Source organism: Streptomyces sp. NPDC051064, from assembly GCF_044455985.1.
Classification (GTDB): Bacteria; Actinomycetota; Actinomycetes; order Streptomycetales; family Streptomycetaceae; genus Streptomyces.
Genome location: NZ_JBITFK010000011.1, coordinates 1 through 21,819, shown reverse-complemented (window position 1 = coordinate 21,819; position 21,819 = coordinate 1). Strand labels below are relative to the sequence as shown.

Here is a 21,819-nt window from a genome sequence, read left to right as displayed (position 1 = left end):
CCCGCACACGTGGGCGCGGCAGTGCGGCCATACCGATCAGGACCGGTCGCCGATGGCCGCCCCCTGCAACCCCGCTCCTTCGCGGCGACCTTGTGATCGCGGGTGGGGACCAGGGTGCCGTCCACGATCAGCCCGGTCGGCGGCCGACTTGGGCACCCCGAATAACGCCGCCAGTTGCCGCATCGTGAGGTTCGTCCGCCAGTACGCCGCGACCAGCAGCACCCGATCCTCCAGCGACAGCTTCCACGGCCGGCCGCGGCCCTGGGCATCGACGCCCTCACGGCGCAGCTGGGCACCAACGTGTCGAACGTCTGCGGGCTCAGCCCGCTGAACGGGGCTGTCCAGGACGGCTCCGCCGCAGTAATCACACCAGCCACGGCCCGATCTTTCCAGGCCGTGGCTGGTGTGATCGGGCGTCGCTACATGCAGACCTACTCTTCGTTCCTCGATCGCGCCGTTAGGGGGTTAGTGCGGTGGCGACTCGGGCCAGACGCGCCGCTGGCCAGGCGAAGCGGTTGGCGGGGTTGCGGAACGAGTAGTCGCCGTCGTTGATCGGGTAGCCCCCCTCGGCCGTAGTCCAGTGCGCGGGACCGCATGGCCCCTGATCCTCCAGGAGCGCAGCGGCGAGCCGCTCGGGCGCCTCGACTCGAGTGCAGGCGCGCAACGCCGCGGTCAGGCGCTCGACGGCGCTGTCCGGCACGGCGTCATCACCGAACGCAGGTAGCAGGAGCAGCAGCCGGGCGTGGGGATCGGTGGTGCTGCCGCCGGGCAGACGATTGTCCGCCGCGGCGATCAACTCCGCCCAGGACAGCCCGGGTCCCATGAAGTGCCCTTCGTCTTGCGCGAGGTGCTCGGCAGCATCCCAGTCCGGGTGGTGCAGCAGGTAGTCGATTCCCTCGTTCTCCACGAAGGCTCGATACACCACATACAGGCGATGGCCGCCGGCGAGCGGCACCGTGAAGACGGGCCAGGTGTCGCCTCCCAGCAGGCGCGACTGCAAGGCTCCGGCCTCCTGCTCGTCCGAATCGCCTACGAGCTCCTCGGCTTCTTCGCTCTCGGAGTAGTAGTTGTGCAGGTGGCCCACCCAAAACAAGTGGTCGTCCAGGAGTTCGTGTTGGTGGTGGAAGGGGCCGCCGTCATAGCCCGGGATCCGGGTCAGAGGTGCCTGCGGGCTACGCGTCACGAGGTCATCATGTCCCCCGTCGCGTCACGAGTGACAGCCGGGGCACCCGAAGCGTTACGGGACAGCCCTTGCCTTGTTTCGGGTCATCGGTCCGGCAGCAGCTCCAAGGCCATCTCGAGGACGGCGTCGGGGGCCGGCCCCGTGTCCACTGAGCCTCCGCGCTCGTCCGGTTCCAGCGGTTCCAGCGTCGCCTCCTGTGAATCCAGCAGCATTGTTGGCATGAAATGATCAGCGCGCTTGCTCAGGCGCCTCTCCAGCAGATCATGGCCGGCCGTCAGGTGTACGAAGAAGGCGGTCGGGCATTTTGCGCGCAAGACGTCTCGGTAGCGGCGCCGCAGTGCTGAGCAGGCCACCACGCCTCCGGTGCCTGCCACGTCGCGCTCGTGCAGCCAGCGGCCGACGGACTCCAGCCAGGACTCGCGGTCGGCATCATCGAGCGGGATGCCGCTTGACATCTTGGCGATGTTGGCAGGCGAATGAAAATTGTCCGCCTCGGCGAAAGGGATGTCCAGCCGCTGGGCAAGGACCCGGGCCACCGTGGTCTTGCCCACCCCAGACACCCCTATCACGACAACACACGGTAGGCGGGGAGGCCCTCCTGGCATCGGGGTGCTCACTCTCCATGGCAGATCAGGCGTCGCCCTGCAGGGCCGTTTCCTCACGGAGCAGGTCGTCCCGCCGCACAGGGCCAGGACCGTACGGTTGCCGAGCGGGCGGTCCGTCCGAGCCTGCCGGGTAGTCCTGCAGCGGAACGAGATTCCTCTCCCACGCCGAGATGACGGGTTCGAGCACGCGCCATGCTTCCTCTGCCTCGTCGCCGCGGATCGACAAGGCCGGGTCTCCGTTGAGGACGTCCAGCAGCAGCCTGCCGTAGGCGGGCAGGTCGGGCGGTTCCATCCCGGCGGCGAGCTCGAGTGGGGTGAGGTGGCCGGTTTGGGAGCCTGTGCCCATCAGATCCAGGGTCAGGCCCTCCGGTTCGAGTCCGAAACGCAGCACGTTGGGCAGGACCTCCCCGCTGTGGCCGAAGGGCAAGTGGGGAACGGAACGGAAACGCACCGCGACCTCCTTACGGTCCGACCCGAGTGCCTTGCCGCTGCGGAGCCGGAACGTCGTTCCTGACCAGCGCCAGCTGTCCAACTCCAGTTCCACCTCGGCGAAGGTCTCGGTGCGGCGTCTCGGGTCCACGCCCTCTTCGTCGGCGTAGGACGGGAGGTCGTGGTTGCCGCTTCGGCCGGACGAGTAGCGGGCGCGGCGCGTGCGGTGGACCACGTCGTGGTCGGTCAGCGGGCGCACGGATCGTAGAACGTCGACCTTACGGTCGCGCAGGTCCCGCTCCCCCAGTGTGATGGGGGGTTCCATGGCGACGAGGCAGAGCACTTGGAGCAGGTGGTTCTGCACCATGTCCTTCAGTGCGCCCACGTGGTCGTAGTAGCCGGCCCTGCCTTCGAGTGCGAGGGTCTCGTCCCAGACGATCTCCACCTCGGCGATGTGGGTGCTGTTCCACAGAGGTTCGAGCACGCGGTTGGCGAGCCTGCTGCCGAGCACGTTCTGGACGGTCGTCATGGCCAGGAAGTGGTCGACCCGGAAGACCGCCTGCTCCGGGACCAGCTCGGTGAGCAGCCGGTTCAGTTCCTGTGCGCTGTCCAGGTCTTCGCCAAATGGTTTTTCCAGCACGATCCGGCTGCCCGATGGCAGGCCCGCCTGGTGCAGTGCGCCGACCACGCGGGGAAAGAGCGATGGGGGAAGCGCGAGGTAGACAACGACGGGTTCGTCACCGGCGACGGCCGCTTTGACCTCGGCGGCGTCGGTGACATCGGCCCTCTGGTAGCAAGCCGAGGCCGCGACCGCCTGTTGGGCCTCGGCCGAGCAGGATCCGCCGTGTCGGCCGAGCTGTTCGGCGATCCACTCCCGGAACTGCTCGGTGCTCCAGTCCTCCCGGCTCGCGCCGGTCAGCCGGAACCCGGTGCCAAGGTGTCCTGCCGCCTGCAGGACGGCCAGAGCCGGCAGGAGGAATCGTGCGCTGAGGTCGCCCGTCGCGCCGAAGAGGACGAGTCGGTTGATCTTCATTGCGTCTCCGCCTTCGCCCGTTCGAGGTTCACACCACTGGCGATGATGCCGATGTGGCTGAACGCCTGAGGGAAGTTGCCCATGAACTCTCCGGTGGTTGGGTGGATCTGTTCCGGTAGCAGCCCGAGCGGGCTGGCCCGCGCGCACAGCGAGGCGTAGAGCTCCGCCGCGTCCTCCCTTCGCCCCTGCCCGATCAGGTTGTCGACCAGCCAGAAACTGCACAGTACGAAGGCGCCCTCATCGCCGGTCAGACCGTCGGGGGACTCGTGGTGCAGGTAGCGATAGAGCAGCCCGTCACCGGCCGACAGTCGCTCGGCGATGGCCGCCGTAGTTGCCACCATCCGCGGGTGACTGGCGGGGACGACCTCGCGCAAGGGCAACGCAAGCAGGCTCGCGTCCACGCCCCCGCCGCCGTTCAGGTGCACGCTCAGAGTCTGCGCATCCTCGTCCCAGGACTGTTCCAGGATCAGCCGACGAAGCTGGTCGGACTCGGTCCGCCACTGGCCGATGGGCCCGGGCAGGCCGTGCCGCTCGCCGATCCGCACCGCCCTGTCCAGGGCGACCTGGCACAGACCGGCCGAGTAGGTGAAGGCGTTCCCCTCGTTGCGTACCTCCCAGATCCCCTGGTCCGGCTGCCGCCACGCCTGCCCTGCCATGTCCGCGAGACCGGCCAGGGTGGCCCACAGTGCGGGCTGGACCTCACCACCCGAAAGCAGCCACTGGTCGGCACAGTCCAGAATTTCGCCGTATACGTCGTGCTGGCGCTGATCGGCCGCGCCGTTACCCCAACGCACCGGGGACGAGCGCCGGTAGCCCTCCAGCCCGCCGTCCTCCATCTCGTCCGGCACCGTCCCGCCCTGCAGGGTGTACATGATGCGCGGCTTGCGGCTCTGCTCGAAGGCGTCGAGGACCCAGCCGAGGAAGGAGTCGGCCTCGTTCTGGAAGCCGATGCGGCGCAGTGCGAACACGGCGTATGCCGCGTCACGGATCCAGGTGTAGCGGTAGTCCCAGTTGCGGATGCCGCCGATCGGGGCGGGCAAGGAAGAGGTGGGGGCGGCGACCAGTGAGCCATTGGCCCAGTCGTCGCACATTTTCAGGGTGAGCGCGGAGCGCCTGACCAGGGGTTCCTCGGGGCCGCCGTAGTCGAAGTGCCGCATCCAGCGGTGCCAGGCGTCAACGGTTCCCTTCAGCACGGCGTCGGTGTCGAACCGGTGGTGGCGGTGGATGCGTCCCCAGGACAGCACCAGGTCCAGGCGGTCGCCCTGCCGCATGTCGTACATGGTGTGAAGGCCGTTCAGGGGGCGGCTGGACCGCAGGTGGAGCCGCACGCCGGGCTGCCGGTGCGGTCGCACCTCCAGTCCGCTGAACAGCGTCCGTGCCTGCCCGCCGCCGCGGGGTTCCAGGTCTGCTCTCAGACGGACATTGCCGGACAGGACGACCGCGGACCGTACCAGTTCTGCCCGATCTACCGGTGCGTCGTCGGTGAGGTCGGCGCCGGAGCGCAGCGCCAGCGCATCGGTGACGCGCACCACGCCGGTGGGGGTGCGCAGTTCGGTGATGAGCACGCCGGTGTCGGGTTCATAGCGCTGCCGAGCTTCCACCAGGTCCTGCGGGGCCACGGTGAAATGCCCGCCGTGTTGATGGTCAAGCAGGGCGCAGAACAGGGGTTCCGAGTCAAAGCGGGGGAGGCACATCCACGGAATGGAGCCGTCCAGGCCGACGAGGGCCACCGTTGCGCCGTCCCCGATGAGGCCGAGGTCCTCGAGCGGAAGGTAGCCCTCCTGCCTGCGGACCGGCCGGAACGGCGGATCGGGGTCATACATTGTGCCATCGCCTTCCTTGCGCCAAATCTGCCATCCGACGCTCACGCTCTCAGGTCTGGAAGGTGATCAGTACCTTCACGACGTCCTCGAGTTTCTTGTCGGATACCTCGAAGGCTCGCTCCATCTCATTGAAGGTGAACTCATGGCTCGTCATATGGGTCGGATCGAGGCGTTTTTTCTCGAGCACCCGCAGGAGCCGCTCCATGCGCAGTCTCCCTCCAGGACAGAGACCGGTAGCGATCGTTTTGTCGGCCATGCCGACGCCCCATTCGACGCGCGGGATGCGCACGAATTCTCCCTCGCCGAAATAGCCGATGTTGGAGATCGTTCCTCCGGGCTTTGTCGCCTTGACCGCGGTCTGGAACGTCACGTCGGCGCCGAGCGCCTCGATGGCGGTGTCCACTCCCTGGCCGTTGGTCAGCTCAAGGATCCGCTGGACCGGGTCCTCCTTGGTGAAATCCACGATCTCGTCCGCGCCATAGGTCCGCGCGAGCACCTGCCGGCTGGGAACCGACTCGATCCCGATGACGAGTCCGGCGCCGCTGAGTCTGGCCCCCGCTGTTGCCATCAACCCGACAGGACCCTGCGCGAGGACGGCCACAGTCCCGCCCATCGGGATGTTCCCGTGCTCCGCGCCCATGAAGCCGGTCGACAGCATGTCAGCGCAGTAGACCGCGGCTTCGTCACTGATGGCGTCGGGGATTTTCGCGAGATTGGCGTCGGCCTCGTTCACATGGAAATATTCGGCGAAGACCCCGTCCTTGGAGTTTGCGAACTTAAAGCCTCCGAGCGGTCCTCCGGACTGTGATGGGTATCCGTTCTGAGAGGCCGGGTCACCCCAGTCGGGGGTGATGGCGCCGACCAGCACACGGTCGCCGGGCCGGAAGTCCTTCACCTCGCTGCCCACAGCATGCACAAGGCCCACCGCTTCGTGGCCCAGCGTCAGGTTCTCCCGAGGACCGATGCCGCCTTGAACGGTGTGGGAGTCGGACGTGCAGATCAGGGCCCGGGTGGTCTGAACGACAGCATCGCCCGGCCCCGGTTGCGGAATGGGCTTCTCCAGGAAACCCACACGCCCGATTTCCTTCATCACGAACGCCTTCACTCGTCTTTCCTTCTTCCTGGCACACCGCCCCCGTGGCAACGGCGTGCCGATGAATCGGCCCCGGCATCCGGCGGCCGGATCCGCCGCTCGTTCTCTCACTGTCGCAAGGGCAGATCCTGCCCGCGACTCGACCGCGCCGACGGCAGCCGCTCTGGAGAAGCGGGCCGGCCGGCGCCCACACGATTCGCCGTCGCGGCCCGATGCAAACAGCTCGCGTGATGCTCCGGTCGGTGACGAAAAACGGCGTCCTCACAGCCCAGCCGTCGGCAAAGCAGAATCTCCACCGCCGCCAAGACGGCCGCCCCCGCGCGCCGGGATCGGAACAGCCGGTGCCCACGGCCGTTCTGCTGAATCCACCCGCACGCAGGCATTGCCTGACGCAGCGGGAGAGACGCCTCTGCTAGCTTCGCGTTTCGCGCGAGCAAGGGCGGAGGACGCTGTGGGAGAGAAGGGCACAGGGCGGGCCTTCATCGGGTCGTTCACCTCAGCGGGCGGGCGCGGAATCATAGTGACCGCCGTGGATCCAGCATCCGGAGCGCTGACCGAAACCGGCGTCGTCGATGGCGTACCCGACCCGTCGTATCTCGCCGTCCATCTCACCGGAGCCGGCCCGGTCCTCTACGCGGTCTCCGAGACGGCACAGGGTGCGGTCGCCGCCTGGGACATCGCCGGTCCAGTGCCCCGCTCGATCTGCGCACCCGTTGCCGTGCACGGGGAGGCACCCACGCATCTCGCAGTCGTTCACGATCACCTGCTGACCGCCAACTACGACTCCGGCAGCATCACCGTACTGCCGCTCGTCTCCGACGGTTCCCCGCGGGCCGCCAGCGACGTCCTGGGCCACGAAGGCAGAGGACCGGACCGCGCCCGCCAGTTGGGCCCGCACGCGCACCAGGTGCTTCCCGATCCATCGGGACGCTGGGTGCTCAGCGTCGACCTCGGCACCGACTCGGTGCGGATCTGCTCCTTGAACGCACAATCGGGCAAGCTGACGGTGCACAGGGAGACAGCACTCCGGCCCGGCACCGGTCCACGTCACCTCGCCTTCCACCCGGCCGGACGTCACGTGTACGTTCTCGGAGAACTCGATCCCACCATCACCGTGTGCCGCTGGGACGCTGCTACCGGGGTGCTCGAGCCGGTAGGGGCGACGTCGCTGTTCCCGGACGGTATCGACGGTGCCGTCTCTCCATCGGCGCCGGTCGTCTCACACGACGGCCGCCACTTGTGGGCGGCCGTGCGGGGCACCGACACCATCGCCGTCCTGTCCCTCGACCCGGTCGGCGAACAGGCGGACCTGATCGCGTCGGTGCCGTGCGGGGGCCGGTGGCCGCGCGATCTGGTCCTGGACCCGTCGGGCACGCACCTGTACGTGGCCAACGAGCATTCAGGCGACGTCACGTGGCTGGACGTCGACTCAGCCACAGGCATCCCTCTCCGCGCAGGTTCCCTGCCGGTCCCGGCGGCTTCCAACGTCGTCTTCGCCTGACGGCCGAGAGCTTCATGCGACAGGATCCCTCACCGCGCCGGTCAGGTCATTCCTTGCCGCGGACAACGGTGACGGGGCAGTGCGCGTGGTGCAACAGTGCCTGGCTCACCGAACCCAAGAGCAGTCCGGCAAAACCGCCCCGCCCCCTGGCTCCGACAACCAAGAGCTGCGCAGTCTTGCTCGCCTCGATCAGTACCTCGCGGGTTTCACCGCCCACCACGTCATGTCTGACCGCGACGTCCGGATACCTCTCCGTACGGCCGGCGAGTGCGTGGGCCAGCAGACGCTCCGCGCTCTCGGGGCCCGCACCGAGCGGCGCATAGTCCGGCGGCGACGCGTGCACGGCCTTGATCTCAGCCTTGCGCAGCGCTGCCTCGGAGAAAGCGAAATCGACCGCTTTCTCGCCGGCCGAAGAGCCGTCGACAGCCAGCACGATCGGCCCGGCGCCAGCCGGTTCCTCGCGGACCACCATCACTGGACAGTGACTGTGGGCGGCCAGGGACACCGCCGTTGATCCCAGCAGCATCCCGATGACGCCCCCGATACCCCGGGAGCCGACTACTACCAGGCCGGCGGCTCGTGACTCAGCCTCCAGCACCGCCACGGCGTCGCCGGTCACCACGGCCTCGGTGACCTCCAGCTCAGGTGCCACGCTCCGGGCATGCTGTGCCGCCTCGTGCACCAAGCGATTGAGCGGCGATGGGTCCAGCGGCGTATACATGGGCCCGACAGGCCAACTGAAGGCGTGTACCACCCGCAGCTCCGCACGGCGCCGCTGGGCCTCCGCCGAAGCCCCTTCCACCGCGGCAAGACTCGAGGACGAGCCGTCCACTCCCACGACGATCAGATTGCCCACCGCTCCTCCATCACTCGCTCCGGCTTCCAATCCTCACTCCGGCGATGCGTTGCTGCCATCGCAGCAGGCAGCGGGGATCGAATTTCATCAGCCGCGTATGTGCGCCATGCGGGTTCGACTACCCGCGGACAACAGCGAAGCCGGTGCGCATGCGGCAGTCGGCGGCCGCCCTGGCGTCCGGGCCTTTCGCCACCCACACCGAGTCGGTGTGCGCTGCGGGCCTCGCCGCCTCTCCAGCCTGGCCGACAGCGCGCTGAACTCCCACACGAGTGGCGTCACTTGCTGCGGCTACGCAGGGCGCAGGGCTGACCCATGGACCGCGGCGGGGGTTCCCGAACGCACCTGCCCTGCTCGTGCGCCCAAGCCTCCTGGCCAGGCCCGGACTGCCCCGGGGTGCCGGAACTGGCGCCCCGCCATATGGCCGCAGCGGTCCGGCCCAGGGCGCCGAGAGTCTGCCCGTCCGTGCTGACACATTGCAGTCGCGGGCCCGAAAGAACAAGGGCAGGCTGTCAAGCGAGCGTGGCATTCCTCGCATGGCCGGTGTGCGTTGGTGACCGCGCAGGACAGGAAGGCGACGGCCATGGCAGCGACGCCCGGCAAGGGGCAGCGGAAGCCTGACAACAGCGACATGATCAGCGGCGTTTCGCTGTCCGCCGGGGCGATGCTCATGCTGAGTGGCCCGCTCAGCATTCTTCTGGGTGTCACCGGCATCGCACACGACACCCTGTTCTCCTCACCTCGATACGCCTACCGGTTCGACCTGACCGCCTGGGGCTGGCTTCACCTCGTCATCGGACTGGCCCTGGTCATTGCCGGCGTGGGAATTCTGGCCGGCAAGAGCTGGGGGCGAGGGGCCGGAATCGCGCTGGCAGGGATCAGTCTGATCACTCAGTTCATGTTCATCCCGTACTACCCGGTGTGGTCCATCATCGTGATGACCCTGGACCTCATCATCGTGTGGGTGCTGAGCAGGCTCCATCCCGGAACCGCCGGCGGTTAGCCTCGAGCCTTCACGTGGTGGGGCGTCCGGTACGTGATCGGAAACGCGAAGAGTGCTCCTGACCTGCAACGATGGGACGATCAGCATCGTAAAAGAGCGGCGCTGCCCAACACACCCGTGTGGCCCCGAACCTACCGTTCGGGGCCACACCGCTTCAGATCACTCAGCAACTGACATGCTCAAGATCACCTCTGTCTTCCGTCACCGCTCGCCCGCGAGGTCGACTTCTTCCCGGTGCACCGGTGCCGCCTCCGCCACCTCGGAACGGCGCCACGAGTGCGCGACGGGCTCCGACACCGCGCGCCACCAAGCATCCGTGGGAAGCTCCCCGGCCGGTTCGAACGGCTCACCCGCGCGGGGGAAGGCGGCCGGCTGCCCCGCCTCCTCGGCCACGTCCTTCATCCACTCCCCCGGCTCCGCCCACGGATGCGGGGCGAGGTTGAAGGTGCCCCAGTGGATGGGCATCAGCGCGCCGTGCGGCCTGCCCCCCTGAAGGTCCAGGTGTGCGCGCAGGCCCTCGGCCGGTGTCATATGGATGTCCGGCCAGTACTCCGAATAGGCGCCGACCTGGATCATCGTCAGGTCGAAGGGGCCGTGCTCGGCGCCGATGTCCCGGAATCCGGAGAAGTAGCCGGTGTCCCCGCTGTGGTAGACCCGGTGCTCCGGACCCGCGACGACCCACGACGCCCAGAGCGTGTGCTGCTGGTTGCGGAGCCCACGGCCGCAGAAATGCCGGGCGGGGGTGGCGGTCAGGCTGATGCCGGCGATCTCCGCGGTCTCGTTCCAGTCGAGCTCGTGGATGCGGTCAAGGGGCACGCCCCACCGCTCCAGGTGGGCGCCTACACCGAGCGGCACCGCGAAGACCGTGTCCATCCCTGCCAGGGCCTTGATCGTGGGCAGGTCGAGGTGGTCGTAATGGTCATGGGAGATCACTACGGCGTCGACCGGCCCGAGCGAGGCGAGCGGCAGCGGGACGGGGTGCAGCCGCTTGGGCCCGGCGAAGGCGAACGGCGAGCAGCGCTCGCTCCAGACCGGGTCGAACAGCACCTTGCGGCCGTCGATCTCGGTGAGCACGCTGGAGTGGCCCAGCCAGGTCACCCGCAGGCCCGTTGCCGGCGGCGCGGCCAGATCGGCCAAGGTCGTGGCATGGACGGGCACGGTGCCGAGAGGGGACCTGCGGGCCCGTTGCTCCTTGTGGAAGTACACCTTGGCGAATTCGAGCATGGAGCCGGAGGGCCTGGTCCGCGCCCCCTCCGGGTTCTGGAAGACACCGTCGGCGAAATTGGGCGAGCGGCGGATCCGGTCCATCCGCACCCCCGCCGGGTCCGCGCCGAAGGCGTCGGGGCGCAGCGAGCGCAGTCTGGTACGGAGCGAAGGCTGGTTGTCTGCGCCGGTCACAACATCTCCTGAGGGAGTCGGTGTCGTCATTATGGTCTGGAATCAGGACGGAGCGAGAGCTCGGCGGTGAACGGAGCACGGTCAGGGGTCACCCGGAACCGTGCCGCGAGGGGCCCCACCTCAGGCGCGCGGCTGGCCGTACACATGCTCGATCCGCAGGGTCAGGACGACTCTGCGGTCCTGGACCATCACCCGGCGGTAGTCGTCCCAGTCCGGGTGCTCTCCCCGCACGTCCCGGTAGAGGGAGACCAGCTGCTCCACGACAGTGTCGTGCGGGTCGGCCGCGGGCGGGGTCAGCTCGGCGGTGACATCGGCGACGGTCCAGGCCCACCGGTCCTCGCTGGTCACGTGGTAGCTCGCCCGTGGGTCCCGGCGGAGATTGCGGGTCTTCGCACGCCCCTCGGTGATGGACACGCGGATCACCCCCTCTTCGGGGTAATAGGCGTGGTTCACATTGGACAGCTGGGGCCTGCCGTCACGCTTGAGGGTGACCAGCACCCCGCCGTCGTACTCCCCGATGAGTCGTAGCAGCGCCGCACGCGAGGGTTCTGTCATGCCGACTCCAACGTCCGTGCCTCCCGCAGGATTCCGCATCGGGCGTACGACGCTGTCACATCCGGTGTGCCGCACGCGTTGACAGCCGTGTCCCGCCCTCTGATACTGACTCGCTGTTCAGTACATCGACACAGGTGAATCCAGGAGCCGCCCGATGCAGTCCCCCTCCTACGCCCCGCTGGTCTCCCTGACCTGGACGGACCATGTCACCGGCACCGAGGGATACCTCGTCGTCGACCGGTTGGTGCGCGGGGTGTCGAGCGGAGGCCTGCGGATGAGGAAGGGCTGCACCCTCGCGGAGGTGGCCGGCCTGGCACGGGGCATGACCATGAAGGAGGCCCTGCACTTCGACGCCGGCGACCCGCGGACGCGCTACATCCCGCTGGGCGGCTCCAAGGGTGGCATCGACTGCGACCCTCGCGATCCGGCCGCCTACGGGGTGCTCGTCCGCTTCCTGCGGGCGATGCGTCCGTACATCGAGAACGTCTGGACGACCGGCGAGGATCTCGGGCTGAGCCAGGATCTCGTCGACCGTGCCGCGGCTGAGGCCGGCCTCGTCTCCACGGTCCAGGCGGTCTATCCCCTGCTGGACGACGAGGCGGTCGCACGGCGACGGCTCGCGGACGCCTTCGCGGTCACGGTCGACGGGATCGGGCTTGACGAGCTGGTCGGCGGGTGCGGGGTCGCGGAATCCACGCTCGCCGCACTGGACCGGGCGGGTGTGGCGCACGGCGGTGCCCGGGTCTCCCTCCAGGGGTTCGGCACCATGGGCGGGGCGACGGCCCGCTTCCTCTCCCGGGCCGGGCTGTCCGTCGTCGCGGTCGCGGACATCAGGGGCACCATCGCCAATCCCGCCGGCCTGGACGTCGAGGCACTGCTCGCCTCCCGGGACGCGCACGGGGCCCTGGACCGGCGCACGCTGCGCGACGGGGACCAGGAGCTGCCGGCCGACGCCTGGCTGGCCGCCGACGTCGACGTACTGGTTCCGGCCGCGGTGTCGTACGCCGTGGACTCCGCGAACCAGGCCTCGGTCAGGGCCCGTTGGGTGGTCGAGGCGGCGAACATGCCGGTGCTCCCGGAGGCGGAGACACTGCTCGCCGAGCGCGGAATCACGGTTCTCCCCGACGTGGTCGTCAACTCCGGTACGAACGCGTGGTGGTGGTGGACGCTGTTCGGGGACATCGGCCCCGATGCGGAGGAGGCGTTCGGACACACCCGCCGCTCGATGCGCGTCCTGATGGACCGCGTCCTGGAGCGGGCGGCCGCGGACGGCTGCACCCCGCGGGCAGCGGCGCACTCGCTCGTCGCGGACCGTCTGCCGGTGATGGCGGAGCGGTTCGGCTGGTACCGGTAGGCCGTGGGCACGGGGGCCGGATGCCGGCGCCGCAGCGTTGGTTAGGGTAACCGCGTGGCGAGAGTGCGGCTGAGTGTGGCGGAGCGACGTGAGGAGCTCCTGCGCGCTGCCGTCGAGCAGATCGAGGTCCGGGGCGTGTCCGCGGTCAGGATCGCCGATGTGGCCGCTGTTCTCGGGGTGAGCAACGCGCTGGTGCTCTACCACTTCTCGTCCAAGGAGAAACTGGTGGCCGCCGCGTTCGCATACGCGGCGGAGGCCGATCTCGCCCATCTGCGCAAGCTGCTGACCCGGCGCACCAGCGCGGTCCGGCGGCTCCGTTCCGCCGTTCGCTGGTACGCACCGACCGGACAGGCCAAGGGCTGGCGCCTGTGGATCGAGGGCTGGGCCTCCTCCCTCCGTGACCCGGTGCTGCGCGAGGTGGCCGGAGACCTCGACCAGCAGTGGAAGGCCGAGCTGGCCGAGGTGATCGAAGAGGGGGCCGCGGCGGGTGAGTTCCACTGCGAGGACCCGATGTCCGTGGCCTGGCGGCTGACAGCCCTCCTGGACGGGCTGGCCGTCCAGATGACGTCGTACGCGGGTCCGCTCTCCCGGGCCACCATGCTGCAGTGGACCGAGGAGGCGCTCGCCCGCGAACTCGGCATCGACCACGAGGTCCTGACCGCCTGAGGCGCCGACGGGCGGGTCAGGTCTGGCGCACCGGGGCGTAGGCCTCCCCCTCGATCCCGAAGGTCCAGGCGACGCCCTCCTTCGCGGTCCGGGTCCTGGGCGGCACCCGTAGCCGGTAGACGCGGTGCGTCCCGTCGGGCTCGGGGGTGGAGTTGACGACTTCGACCATGACGACGTCCTCGTCACCCTCCGTCGCGATGCGCCGGAGGATCCGGTCTCGTCCCGGTGCACGCGGCCGGTCTGCCCTGCCGGACCGGTGAGTCGGTGATCTCGGTGGACGGTGACGGGACCGTGCGGCGCTGTCACTTCGTCCGTGCGGAGCTGGGCAATCCCTATGACGGCAGCTATCGGAGTTCGCTCCGCCCGCGTGGCTGCCCGCTCGGTGTCTGCGACTGCCACATCGGCTATGTGCACCTGGAGACACTGCCGTTGTACGACGTCTTCGCGGGCGGGGTACTGGAGCGGATACCCGCCCGCCCGGTGCGGGTATCCGCATCGGACGGGCTCGTTCCGCCGGGCCCGGCCCGGCGTCCGCTCCCCATGGCCGGCCCCTGACGACGGGTCAGCGGCCGAGCGGGTCAGAGCGGCAGCAGGTCGGGGCGCTTGGCCTCGACGTGGTCCCCGGAGGACTCCCCGCGCAGTCGGCGGCCGATCCACGGGACGAGGTATTCGCGCGCCCATTGGATGTCGTCGCGCCGGACCTCGAGTGCCCCGCGCTGTGCCTGCGGGGGCCACACCTGGTCGGGGTCGGCCGGCACCTGGAGGCCGAGGACCTGGGCGGCCCGCAGTGCGACGCGGGTGTGCCCCTCCGCCGAGAGGTGCAGCCGGTCGTTGTCCCACGCCCGCCTGTCCTGCACGGACCGCAGGGACCACAGGTCCAGTACCGGGCAGTCGTAGCGGTCGGCGATGGACCGGACATGGGCGGTGTACATGGCGATCTTGCCCCGCAGGTGCTTGAGCACGGGGATGCCACGGGTGTCGAAGCCGGTGGTGACCATGACCGTGCCGACCGCCTGCGTCAGGTCGGCGACCGCTCGCTCGAAGCGCTCCGCCACGTCGTCCGGGTCGGAGCCGGGACGGAGGATGTCGTTGCCGCCGGCGCAGAAGCTCACCAGATCAGGTGCCAGCTGCTTGGCGCGGGGGACCTGTTCCTCGACTATCTGGTCGAGGAGCCGTCCGCGTACGGCGAGATTGGCGTACCGGAAGTTGCCGTGCGTGTCGTCCGCGGGGGCGACCGCCGCGTCGGGGCCCGGGAGCTGGTCCGCGAGGATCACCGCGAGCCGGTCGGCCCAGCCGACGAGTGTCCCACCGGGGCCGGGGTCTCCGACGCCCTCGGTGAAGCTGTCGCCAATCGCTGCGTACGACCCGATGATGCCTCGTTGTTTGTTTCTCGAATCGTCTGCCACAAGGGCTTATCTTGCACCTTCGATTGTGACCTACGCGACCGTAATAAGGGGTTGACGGATGGTGAGAAAGACCACCCGGTCAGTTTTTGGTAAAGCCGGAATAAGGAGAGGGGCGGTGCGCAAGCGCGCACCGCCCCTCTCCTTCAGCCTGGGATGACACCCTCAGGCGGCGTGTCTCAGATGGAGACGCCGTGCGAACGCAGGTAGGCGATCGGGTCGACGTCGGAGCCGTAGCTCGGGCCGGTCCGGACCTCGAAGTGGAGGTGCGGGCCGGTGGAGTTGCCGGTGGTGCCGGAGAGGCCGATCTGCTGGCCGCCGGTGACGGTCTGGCCGGCCGTGACCTCGAGCGAGGAGAGGTGGGCGTACTGGGAGTACATGCCGTCGCTGTGCTGGATGACGACCTCGTTGCCGTACGAGCCGCTCCAGCCGGCGGAGACCACGGTGCCCGGGCCGATGGACCGGACGCTGGTGCCGGAGGCCGCCTGGAAGTCGGAGCCGGTGTGGTAGCCGCTGGACCAGCTGGCGCCCGAGGCGCGGTACTGGGTGGTGACGTTGGCGTTCTCGACCGGGGCGGCCCAGCCGGAGCCGGTGCTCTCCTCCGACGCGCCGGAGTCGGCGGTCTTGGCCGCCGGAGCGGACGTCGCCTCGGCCGGAGCGGACGTCGCCTCGGCCGGAGCGGCCTTCTTCTCGGCCGGGGCGGCCTTCTTCGCCGCCGACGGGGCGGACTTGGAGGGCGCGGCCTCGGAGCCGGAGGCCTTGGCCCCGAGGGTCAGCTTCATGCCCGGGAGAATCAGGCTGGGGTTCTCGCCGACGACGTCGCGGTTGTCCTGGTACAGCTTCTGCCAGCCGCCCTTGACCTTCTGCTCGCCCGCGATCTTCGCCAGGTAGTCGCCGGAGACCACGGAGTAGGTCTTCGGAGTGCTCTTCGCCGAGGCCGGGGCGCTGTGCGCGGCGGCGGACTTGGCGGCCGGCGCGGCCTGCTCGGCGGCGTGGGCGCCGGTGGCGCCGATCAGCGGGAGGGCGAGAACGGCGCCGCCGGTCCCCGCGGCAAGGACGCCTCGGGTTATCGGGCCGGTCTTCGTACGACGGTGCTTGCCTTTTGCGGGCATGGGGATTTCCTCTCCGGCGCCTGCGAGGTGAGCTGTCGGGTTCGGACTGGAGATGCCCGGCCGCGCGGTGCGCGTCTTGACCCCGAGCCGTACCGGATCCCTCCGGCCGGCGGCCTACCTGGTTCCCCCGCTCCTGCCACACGTGAGTCGGTGCGGATTCCGGGCGGCGGCAGGATTAGGCGTTCCGTCCGGATTGACCGTGACCGTAAGCGAGCCGGGACGTCGCGAACAAGCCGCGGTTTCCGAACCGGAATCCGCGCTTCATTTCCGGCGCGGAATTCCCGTCACACTCCGTGGATTACGGATCTTGGCTTTCCGCACAGCGCCCGGAATAACCCCCGCCACCTTCACCACACACCGTCACGGATATGATCCCGCTCACCCGCCTCACCCCATCTCCCGTACAAGCGGGGCATGTTCCGCTAAATGCACCAATACGGACATTGCGCGATCTTGTCCGCCCAGGAAGACCAGGGCCACAGCGACCGAGACAGTTGTCCGATGCAGCCATGTCGTATCGTCGCGGGCGTGCCCCCGTCGGCGAGCGGCGCCGACGCCCGACACCCCAGGAGCCCTTGTGACGCAGCTGCCAGAGGTCCCGCCGGTCGGCCCCGAGCCGACGGACGTCGACCTGACCGGTGTCCGCAACTTCCGCGACGTCGGCGGGCTGCCGACCGTCGACGGCGGCACCGTGCGGTACGGGCGCCTCTACCGCAGCGGTCACCTCGCCCATGCCACGGAGGCCGACACCGCCTTCCTCGCCGGGCTCGGCCTGCACACGATCTTCGATTTCCGCAACGCGGCGGACCACAAGCTCGACGGCCTCGACGTGGAGCTGCCCGGCGTCCGTAATGTCAGCATTCCTCTCTCCGACCCGGCGGACGGCGCGGAGTTCTGGCGGCTGGTGCGCGACGGGAACATCCAGCAGCTGCGCTCGATCCTGGCCGACGGCAAGGGGACGGGGCGGATGATCGCCTCGTACCGCTCGATCATCAAGGACCGCACCGCCGAACACAGCCGTGTGCTGCACGCGCTGGCCGAGGACAGCGTGCCTGCGCTGATGCACTGCGCGGCGGGCAAGGACCGGGCCGGCCTGTCGATCGCGGTCTCCCTGCTCGCGGTCGGCGTCGAGAAGGAGGCCATCGAGGCCGACTACCTCAAGTCGAACGACGCGCACCGCCGCTACAAGGTGCGCCGCAGCGACACCTCACCGGTAGGGATGTCCGACGAGGTGATGGAACTGCTCAATCCGCTCTTCGGCGCCCGCGCCGAATACCTCGCCGCAGCGTTCGACACCATCGACGAGATCTGGGGCAGCCCGGACCGGTATCTCCTGGAAGGGCTGAAGATCAGCGACGAGACCCGCGCGAAACTGCGTGAGCGGCTCGTCGAGGGCGCGTGACGCCGGGCGTCAGCCCTTGCCCGCCACGGTGAACAGAAGGAACAGGAAGCCCGCGATGACGTGTCCGGCCACGAGATAGGCGAAGAGCCGGATCACTACGCCGCGGGGCATCCGCCGTTCCTGCGTGTCCTCGCTCTTCGGCCTGCGCGGGGTGAGCGGGTCGTAGTACTCCGAATCGGACATGACAGTCCTCTCTTCCGGCCGTTCGGGCCGGGGTGGCAAGGGGGCGCGCGGTGTGGGTGTGCGGGATCAGAGCCGGTGGATCCCGCTGCCCAGGCACAGCTCGGCGGCCGGGCTCTGCAGCAGCGTGTGAACGAAGAGCAGTCGCGCCCCACCGCGGTCCAGAGCCGCGATCCGGTGCGGGGTGAGCGAGTCGAAGTGCGCGCTGTCACCCGGATCGAGGTCGTGCACGGTCTCGCCCAGCACGACCCGCAGCCTGCCGTCGAGGACGTAGAGCCACTCCTCTCCGGGGTGGACGCGCACGAGGTCTCCCTCCACGCCGTACGGCACACGGACGTGCAGCGCCTGCATGGCGCGGCCCGGCCCGCCCGCCTGCCGGTAGAGCCAGCCGCCCGGCTCGGTGGAGCGGGGCGCGCCGGCGGGCGGGCCGCCGCGGACGATCGCGTCACGTTCGGGCGGCATCTCGCCCAGGAGCTCGGAGACGGTCGTACCGTAGACCCGGGCGAGGCCGAGCAGCATCGGCAGCGACGGCTGCCTCCGGCCCGTTTCGAGCCGGGAGAGGTGGGCCGGGGAGAGCCCCGCCCGTCCCGCCGCGCTCTCCAGGGTGAGGCCGCGGTTGCGGCGCAGGTCGCGTAGGCGTGGCGCGACCCCCGGGAGCTCGTCGGCCACCCCTCCGTCAGGAGGATTCATGCCTCCATTGGGCCAGGATTTTTCCTCTGAGGCAAACGATTTGCCTCAGAGGCAATATCAGCGATGGACCACGGCCTGTTTCACCAGTGTCCTGCCGAAGTCCCACATCAGTCCGCCCCCACTGTGTGCGTCGTCCATGACCGCGGTGAAGGCGGTGACGAAGCGGTCGACCTCCGGCTCCCCGATGACCAGGGGCGGAATCAGCTTGATCACCTCCAGGTGATCACCGGAGACCTGGGTGAGGATCCGGTGCTTCTGGAGCAGCGGCACGACCACCATCTGGGCGAAGAGCCCCTTGCGGGCGGCCTGCAGCATCGTCCATCGGCTGCGGAGCTTGAGGGAGGACGGCCGGCCGAACTCGATGCCGATCATCAGGCCACGGCCGCGCACCTCGTGCAGCAGCTCGTAACGGCCGACCAGCGCGGCGAGCCGCTCGCGCAGCAGGTCACCGGTGCGACGGGCGTTGGCGACGGTCTCCTCCTGCTCCATCACCGCGAGGACGGCGAGCCCGGCCGCCATGGCCTGGGCGTTGGAGCCGAAGCTGGCGGAGTGGACGAGGACCCGGTCCATCGAGGAGTAGACGCGCTTGAAGATCCAGTCCTTGCCGAGCGTCGCCCCGACCGGGACATAACCGCCGGAGAGCGCCTTGGCGACACAGAGCAGGTCGGGTTCGACACCCTCCTCGTGCTGGTACGCGTAGAAGTCACCGGTCCTGCCGAGCCCGGTCTGCACCTCGTCGGCGATGAGCACGGCCTTGTGCCGGTGCAGCAGCTCCTGTGCCTCGCGCAGGAAGCCGGGCGGTGAGGCGTGGACGCCCTTGCCCTGGATCGGCTCCACGACCAGCCCGGCCACGTCGCCGCGCTTCAGCTCGCGCCGCAGCGCGTCGAGGTCGCCGAGCGCGATGGCCGTGTCGGGCAGCAGGGGCGCGAACCCGTCGCGGAAGCCCTTCTCACCGTTGACGGAGAGCGAGCCGGTGGTCAGTCCGTGGAACGCGTGGTCGCAGTAGAGGATCCGCGGCTTGCCGGTGGCGTACCGGGCGAACTTCAGCGCGGTCTCGACCGCCTCCGTACCGCTGTTGCCGAAGAACACCCGGTCGAGGTGCGGGCTGTGCGCCAGCAGCTTCTCGGCCAGCAGTCCGGGCAGCGGCTGGCAGTCGAAGCGGGTGAGGTCGGCCAGCGAGGCGTCCAGGACGTCGTGGAGCGCCTTGCGTACGACGGGATGGTGCCTGCCCAGCCCCATCACGCCGAAGCCGGCGAGCATGTCGAGGTAGTCGTTGCCCTCCGCGTCCCAGAAGTGCGCGCCCTCGGCCCGCTCGTAGACCTTGTCGAAACCGAGGGTGTGGAGCATCCGCGGCAGCTGGTGGTTGAGGTGCCGGGTGTGGAGCTCGTAGCGTTCGGCCCCCCGTTCCGCGAGGAGCCGCGTCAGATCGAATCCCGGATGTCCGTCCTTCATGCCCCGTTCTCCTTCGGCATGTTCCGCTCTCCCACTGCCGTGCGGCGCTCGAGCGCCGTGCTGATGCGTCCGGCGATCTCCACCGGAGTGAGCCCGATCTCGGCCAGTACCTCACCGCGCCCGGCGTGCGCGAGGAACTGTTCGGGGATGCCGAACGTCCGCAGCGGTACGTCGACGCCGGCGTCCCGCAGGGCCTGTCCGACGGCCCAGCCGACCCCGCCCGACCGGCTGTTGTCCTCGACGACCGCCACCAGCCGGTGCTGCGCGGCGAGCGCGGGCAGCTGCTCGTCGACCGGTTTGACCCACCGCGGGTCGACGACCGTGCAGCGGATTCCGGATCCGGCGAGCAGGTCGGCGGCCTGCAGACAGACCGGGGCGAGTACGCCGACGGCCACCAGCAGGACGTCCGGGTCCGGAGCCCGGTACAGGACGTCCATCCCGCCGATCCTCCCGACGGCCGCGACCGGCTCCCCCACCGACTCCTTGGGGAACCGGACCACCGTCGGCGCGTCGTCGACGTCGACCGCCTCGCGCAGCTCCTCGCGCAGCCGGTCGGCGTCGCGCGGGGCCGCGATCCGCAGCCCCGGGACGACCTGGAGCACGGACATGTCCCACATGCCGTTGTGCGAGGGGCCGTCGACCCCGGTGACGCCGGCCCGGTCCAGCACGAAGGTCACTCCACACCGGTGGAGGGCGACGTCCATCAGCAGCTGGTCGAAGGCCCGGTTGAGGAAGGTCGCGTAGACGGCCACGACGGGGTGCAGACCTCCGGTGGCCAGCCCGGCGGCGGAGACCGCCGCATGCTGCTCGGCGATCCCGACGTCCCAGATCCGGTCCGGGAACTCCTCCGCGAAGCGGGTCAGCCCGACCGGATGCAGCATCGCCGCGGTGATCGCGACGACGTCCGGGCGCTCGGCCCCGATCTCCGCGATCTCGTCGCCGAACACCGACGTCCAGGAAGGCGCGGCGGGCACGACGAGTGGTTCGCAGGTCAGCGGGTCCATCCTGCCGACGGTGTGGAAACGGTCGGCGTCGTCGGCCAGGGCGGGCGCGAAGCCACGGCCCTTCTCGGTGATGCAGTGCACCAGCACCGGGCCGTGGAAACGCCTGGCCCGGTGCAGTGCGGACTCGACCGCCGCCGTGTCGTGCCCGTCGACCGGGCCGACGTACTTGAGGCCCAGGTCCTCGAACATGCCCTGGGGCGCGAAAGTGTCCTTGAAGCCCTTCTTCGCACCGTGCAGCGACCCGTACAGCGGCTGTCCGATGACCGGCGTCTGCTGCAGCACCCCCTTGCCCCAGGAAAGGAAGCGCTCGTAGCCGTCGGTGGTGCGGAGGGTGGCGAGGTGGCCGGCGAGCCCGCCGATGGTGGGGGCGTAGGAGCGCTCGTTGTCGTTCACGACGATGATCAGCGGGCGATTCCTGGCCGCGGCGATGTTGTTGAGCGCCTCCCAGGCCATTCCGCCGGTGAGGGCCCCGTCGCCGATGACCGCCACGACATGACGCCCACGCTCCAGCACCTCGTCGGCCTTGGCGAGGCCGTCGGCCCAGCCGAGCACGGCGGAGGCGTGGGAGTTCTCGATGACGTCGTGCTCGGACTCCTCGCGGGAGGGGTAGCCGGAGAGGCCGCCCTTGCTGCGCAGTTTGGAGAAGTCCTGCCGCCCGGTCAGCAGTTTGTGCACGTAACTCTGGTGCCCGGTGTCCCACAGGACCCGGTCCACCGGTGAGTCGAAGACCCGGTGCAGGGCGATGGTGAGTTCGACCACGCCGAGGTTGGGGCCGAGATGACCACCCGTCCTCGCCACCGCCCGGATGAGGAACGCCCTGATCTCCTCGGCGAGGGCACCGAGTTCCGGTCGGCTCAGTGCCTTGAGATCCTGCGGCCCCTTGATGGATTCCAGCATCGTCACGCCCGGGCCCCTCTCTCTGCTCCTGCTATCGGCTCACGGTCACGGCGGGGGCCCCGCCGGGCGTCCCCGCTTCCTCCATACCCTCCGCGATCTTCATGGCTTCCTCGATGAGGGTCTCCACGATCTTCGACTCGGGGACGGTCTTGATGACCTCGCCCTTCACGAAGATCTGGCCCT

19 protein-coding genes, 4 pseudogenes and 1 riboswitch are annotated in these 21,819 nt (G+C 69.3%); of the genes and pseudogenes, 6 read left to right on the top strand and 17 right to left on the bottom strand.

Going from position 1 to position 21,819, the window contains the following annotated elements:
- Positions 1 to 62 precede the first annotated feature (62 nt).
- From ACIBCU_RS32485 to ACIBCU_RS32460, 6 genes and pseudogenes are all read right to left on the bottom strand, one after another.
- Positions 63 to 377 (bottom strand): annotated as a pseudogene (locus tag ACIBCU_RS32485) (transposase family protein); the annotation flags it as partial.
- A gap of 80 nt (positions 378 to 457) precedes the next feature.
- Entirely contained in the window at positions 458 to 1,183 is a 726-nt protein-coding gene (locus ACIBCU_RS32480) for a hypothetical protein (RefSeq protein WP_362940392.1), read from the bottom strand.
- A gap of 83 nt (positions 1,184 to 1,266) precedes the next feature.
- Positions 1,267 to 1,788 carry a gluconokinase gene (locus ACIBCU_RS32475; RefSeq protein ID WP_399236130.1) on the bottom strand — a complete coding sequence of 174 codons (522 nt, stop codon included), beginning with the start codon at positions 1,786 to 1,788 and terminating at the stop codon, positions 1,267 to 1,269.
- A gap of 25 nt (positions 1,789 to 1,813) precedes the next feature.
- Complete coding sequence (locus ACIBCU_RS32470; RefSeq protein ID WP_399235814.1) at positions 1,814 to 3,250, bottom strand: glucose-6-phosphate dehydrogenase; 1,437 nt, start codon at positions 3,248 to 3,250, stop codon at positions 1,814 to 1,816.
- Positions 3,247 to 5,073 carry a glycoside hydrolase family 15 protein gene (locus tag ACIBCU_RS32465; protein WP_399236128.1) on the bottom strand — a complete coding sequence of 609 codons (1,827 nt, stop codon included), beginning with the start codon at positions 5,071 to 5,073 and terminating at the stop codon, positions 3,247 to 3,249. Before ACIBCU_RS32465 ends, ACIBCU_RS32470 begins: the two co-directional genes overlap by 4 nt.
- A 49-nt stretch (positions 5,074 to 5,122) precedes the next feature.
- On the bottom strand, positions 5,123 to 6,178 hold the full coding sequence (locus ACIBCU_RS32460; RefSeq protein ID WP_362940401.1) for an NAD(P)-dependent alcohol dehydrogenase: 1,056 nt from the start codon (positions 6,176 to 6,178) through the stop codon (positions 5,123 to 5,125).
- Positions 6,179 to 6,617: 439 nt separating this feature from the next.
- Here ACIBCU_RS32460 and ACIBCU_RS32455 point away from each other — a divergent pair, with 439 nt between their 5' ends.
- Positions 6,618 to 7,667: a lactonase family protein gene (locus ACIBCU_RS32455; RefSeq protein WP_362940404.1), complete on the top strand. Its 1,050-nt coding sequence runs from the start codon at positions 6,618 to 6,620 to the stop codon at positions 7,665 to 7,667.
- A 46-nt stretch (positions 7,668 to 7,713) separates the two neighbouring features.
- Here ACIBCU_RS32455 and ACIBCU_RS32450 read toward each other — a convergent pair whose 3' ends face one another.
- A complete protein-coding gene (locus tag ACIBCU_RS32450) occupies positions 7,714 to 8,523 on the bottom strand; it encodes a universal stress protein (protein ID WP_362940407.1) in 810 nt (269 codons plus the stop codon).
- 580 nt (positions 8,524 to 9,103) lie between these two features.
- Between ACIBCU_RS32450 and ACIBCU_RS32445 the strand changes: the two genes are divergently transcribed.
- The gene (locus tag ACIBCU_RS32445; RefSeq protein ID WP_399235811.1) at positions 9,104 to 9,523 is read left to right on the top strand and encodes a hypothetical protein; all 420 of its coding nucleotides are present in this window, start codon (positions 9,104 to 9,106) and stop codon (positions 9,521 to 9,523) included.
- Positions 9,524 to 9,724: 201 nt separating this feature from the next.
- Here ACIBCU_RS32445 and ACIBCU_RS32440 read toward each other — a convergent pair whose 3' ends face one another.
- Together ACIBCU_RS32440 and ACIBCU_RS32435 are read right to left on the bottom strand one after the other, a co-directional pair.
- Entirely contained in the window at positions 9,725 to 10,921 is a 1,197-nt protein-coding gene (locus tag ACIBCU_RS32440) for an MBL fold metallo-hydrolase (RefSeq protein WP_362940413.1), read from the bottom strand.
- 120 nt (positions 10,922 to 11,041) lie between these two features.
- Positions 11,042 to 11,476: a PPOX class F420-dependent oxidoreductase gene (locus ACIBCU_RS32435; protein ID WP_362940416.1), complete on the bottom strand. Its 435-nt coding sequence runs from the start codon at positions 11,474 to 11,476 to the stop codon at positions 11,042 to 11,044.
- 154 nt (positions 11,477 to 11,630) lie between these two features.
- Between ACIBCU_RS32435 and ACIBCU_RS32430 the strand changes: the two genes are divergently transcribed.
- Both ACIBCU_RS32430 and ACIBCU_RS32425 read left to right on the top strand, forming a co-directional pair.
- Positions 11,631 to 12,830 (top strand): Glu/Leu/Phe/Val dehydrogenase dimerization domain-containing protein, encoded by a 1,200-nt coding sequence (locus ACIBCU_RS32430; RefSeq protein WP_399235809.1) that lies wholly within the window; start codon positions 11,631 to 11,633, stop codon positions 12,828 to 12,830.
- A gap of 54 nt (positions 12,831 to 12,884) precedes the next feature.
- Positions 12,885 to 13,496 carry a TetR/AcrR family transcriptional regulator gene (locus ACIBCU_RS32425; protein ID WP_399235807.1) on the top strand — a complete coding sequence of 204 codons (612 nt, stop codon included), beginning with the start codon at positions 12,885 to 12,887 and terminating at the stop codon, positions 13,494 to 13,496.
- Between the two features lie 16 nt (positions 13,497 to 13,512).
- Here the strand turns inward: ACIBCU_RS32425 and ACIBCU_RS32420 are convergent.
- Positions 13,513 to 13,727, bottom strand: a pseudogene (locus tag ACIBCU_RS32420) (DUF6745 domain-containing protein); the annotation flags it as partial.
- Here ACIBCU_RS32420 and ACIBCU_RS32415 point away from each other — a divergent pair.
- Positions 13,719 to 14,051 (top strand): annotated as a pseudogene (locus ACIBCU_RS32415) (radical SAM protein); the annotation flags it as partial. The pseudogenes ACIBCU_RS32420 and ACIBCU_RS32415 overlap by 9 nt on opposite strands.
- A gap of 23 nt (positions 14,052 to 14,074) precedes the next feature.
- Here the strand turns inward: ACIBCU_RS32415 and ACIBCU_RS32410 are convergent.
- A complete protein-coding gene (locus tag ACIBCU_RS32410; RefSeq protein WP_362940422.1) occupies positions 14,075 to 14,902 on the bottom strand; it encodes an SGNH/GDSL hydrolase family protein in 828 nt (275 codons plus the stop codon).
- Between the two features lie 176 nt (positions 14,903 to 15,078).
- Complete coding sequence (locus ACIBCU_RS32405) at positions 15,079 to 16,011, bottom strand: LysM peptidoglycan-binding domain-containing M23 family metallopeptidase (protein ID WP_362943520.1); 933 nt, start codon at positions 16,009 to 16,011, stop codon at positions 15,079 to 15,081.
- A 4-nt stretch (positions 16,012 to 16,015) separates the two neighbouring features.
- A riboswitch (cyclic di-AMP (ydaO/yuaA leader) is annotated at positions 16,016 to 16,174 on the bottom strand.
- Between the two features lie 414 nt (positions 16,175 to 16,588).
- Between ACIBCU_RS32405 and ACIBCU_RS32400 the strand changes: the two genes are divergently transcribed.
- The gene (locus tag ACIBCU_RS32400; RefSeq protein ID WP_399235804.1) at positions 16,589 to 17,413 is read left to right on the top strand and encodes a tyrosine-protein phosphatase; all 825 of its coding nucleotides are present in this window, start codon (positions 16,589 to 16,591) and stop codon (positions 17,411 to 17,413) included.
- A gap of 9 nt (positions 17,414 to 17,422) precedes the next feature.
- Here the strand turns inward: ACIBCU_RS32400 and ACIBCU_RS32395 are convergent, their stop codons facing one another.
- From ACIBCU_RS32395 to ACIBCU_RS32375, 5 genes and pseudogenes are all read right to left on the bottom strand, one after another.
- Complete coding sequence (locus ACIBCU_RS32395; RefSeq protein WP_362943527.1) at positions 17,423 to 17,596, bottom strand: DUF6126 family protein; 174 nt, start codon at positions 17,594 to 17,596, stop codon at positions 17,423 to 17,425.
- Between the two features lie 66 nt (positions 17,597 to 17,662).
- Positions 17,663 to 18,283 carry an XRE family transcriptional regulator gene (locus ACIBCU_RS32390; RefSeq protein WP_362943530.1) on the bottom strand — a complete coding sequence of 207 codons (621 nt, stop codon included), beginning with the start codon at positions 18,281 to 18,283 and terminating at the stop codon, positions 17,663 to 17,665.
- A gap of 57 nt (positions 18,284 to 18,340) precedes the next feature.
- Positions 18,341 to 19,735, bottom strand: a complete 1,395-nt coding sequence (locus tag ACIBCU_RS32385; protein ID WP_399235801.1) for an aspartate aminotransferase family protein — start codon at positions 19,733 to 19,735, stop codon at positions 18,341 to 18,343.
- Positions 19,732 to 21,642, bottom strand: coding sequence for a 1-deoxy-D-xylulose-5-phosphate synthase (gene dxs, locus ACIBCU_RS32380; RefSeq protein WP_399235798.1), 1,911 nt, complete (start codon positions 21,640 to 21,642; stop codon positions 19,732 to 19,734). The genes ACIBCU_RS32385 and dxs overlap by 4 nt, the downstream gene beginning before the upstream one ends.
- A 25-nt stretch (positions 21,643 to 21,667) precedes the next feature.
- Positions 21,668 to 21,819, bottom strand: a pseudogene (locus ACIBCU_RS32375) (4-hydroxy-3-methylbut-2-en-1-yl diphosphate synthase); the annotation flags it as partial.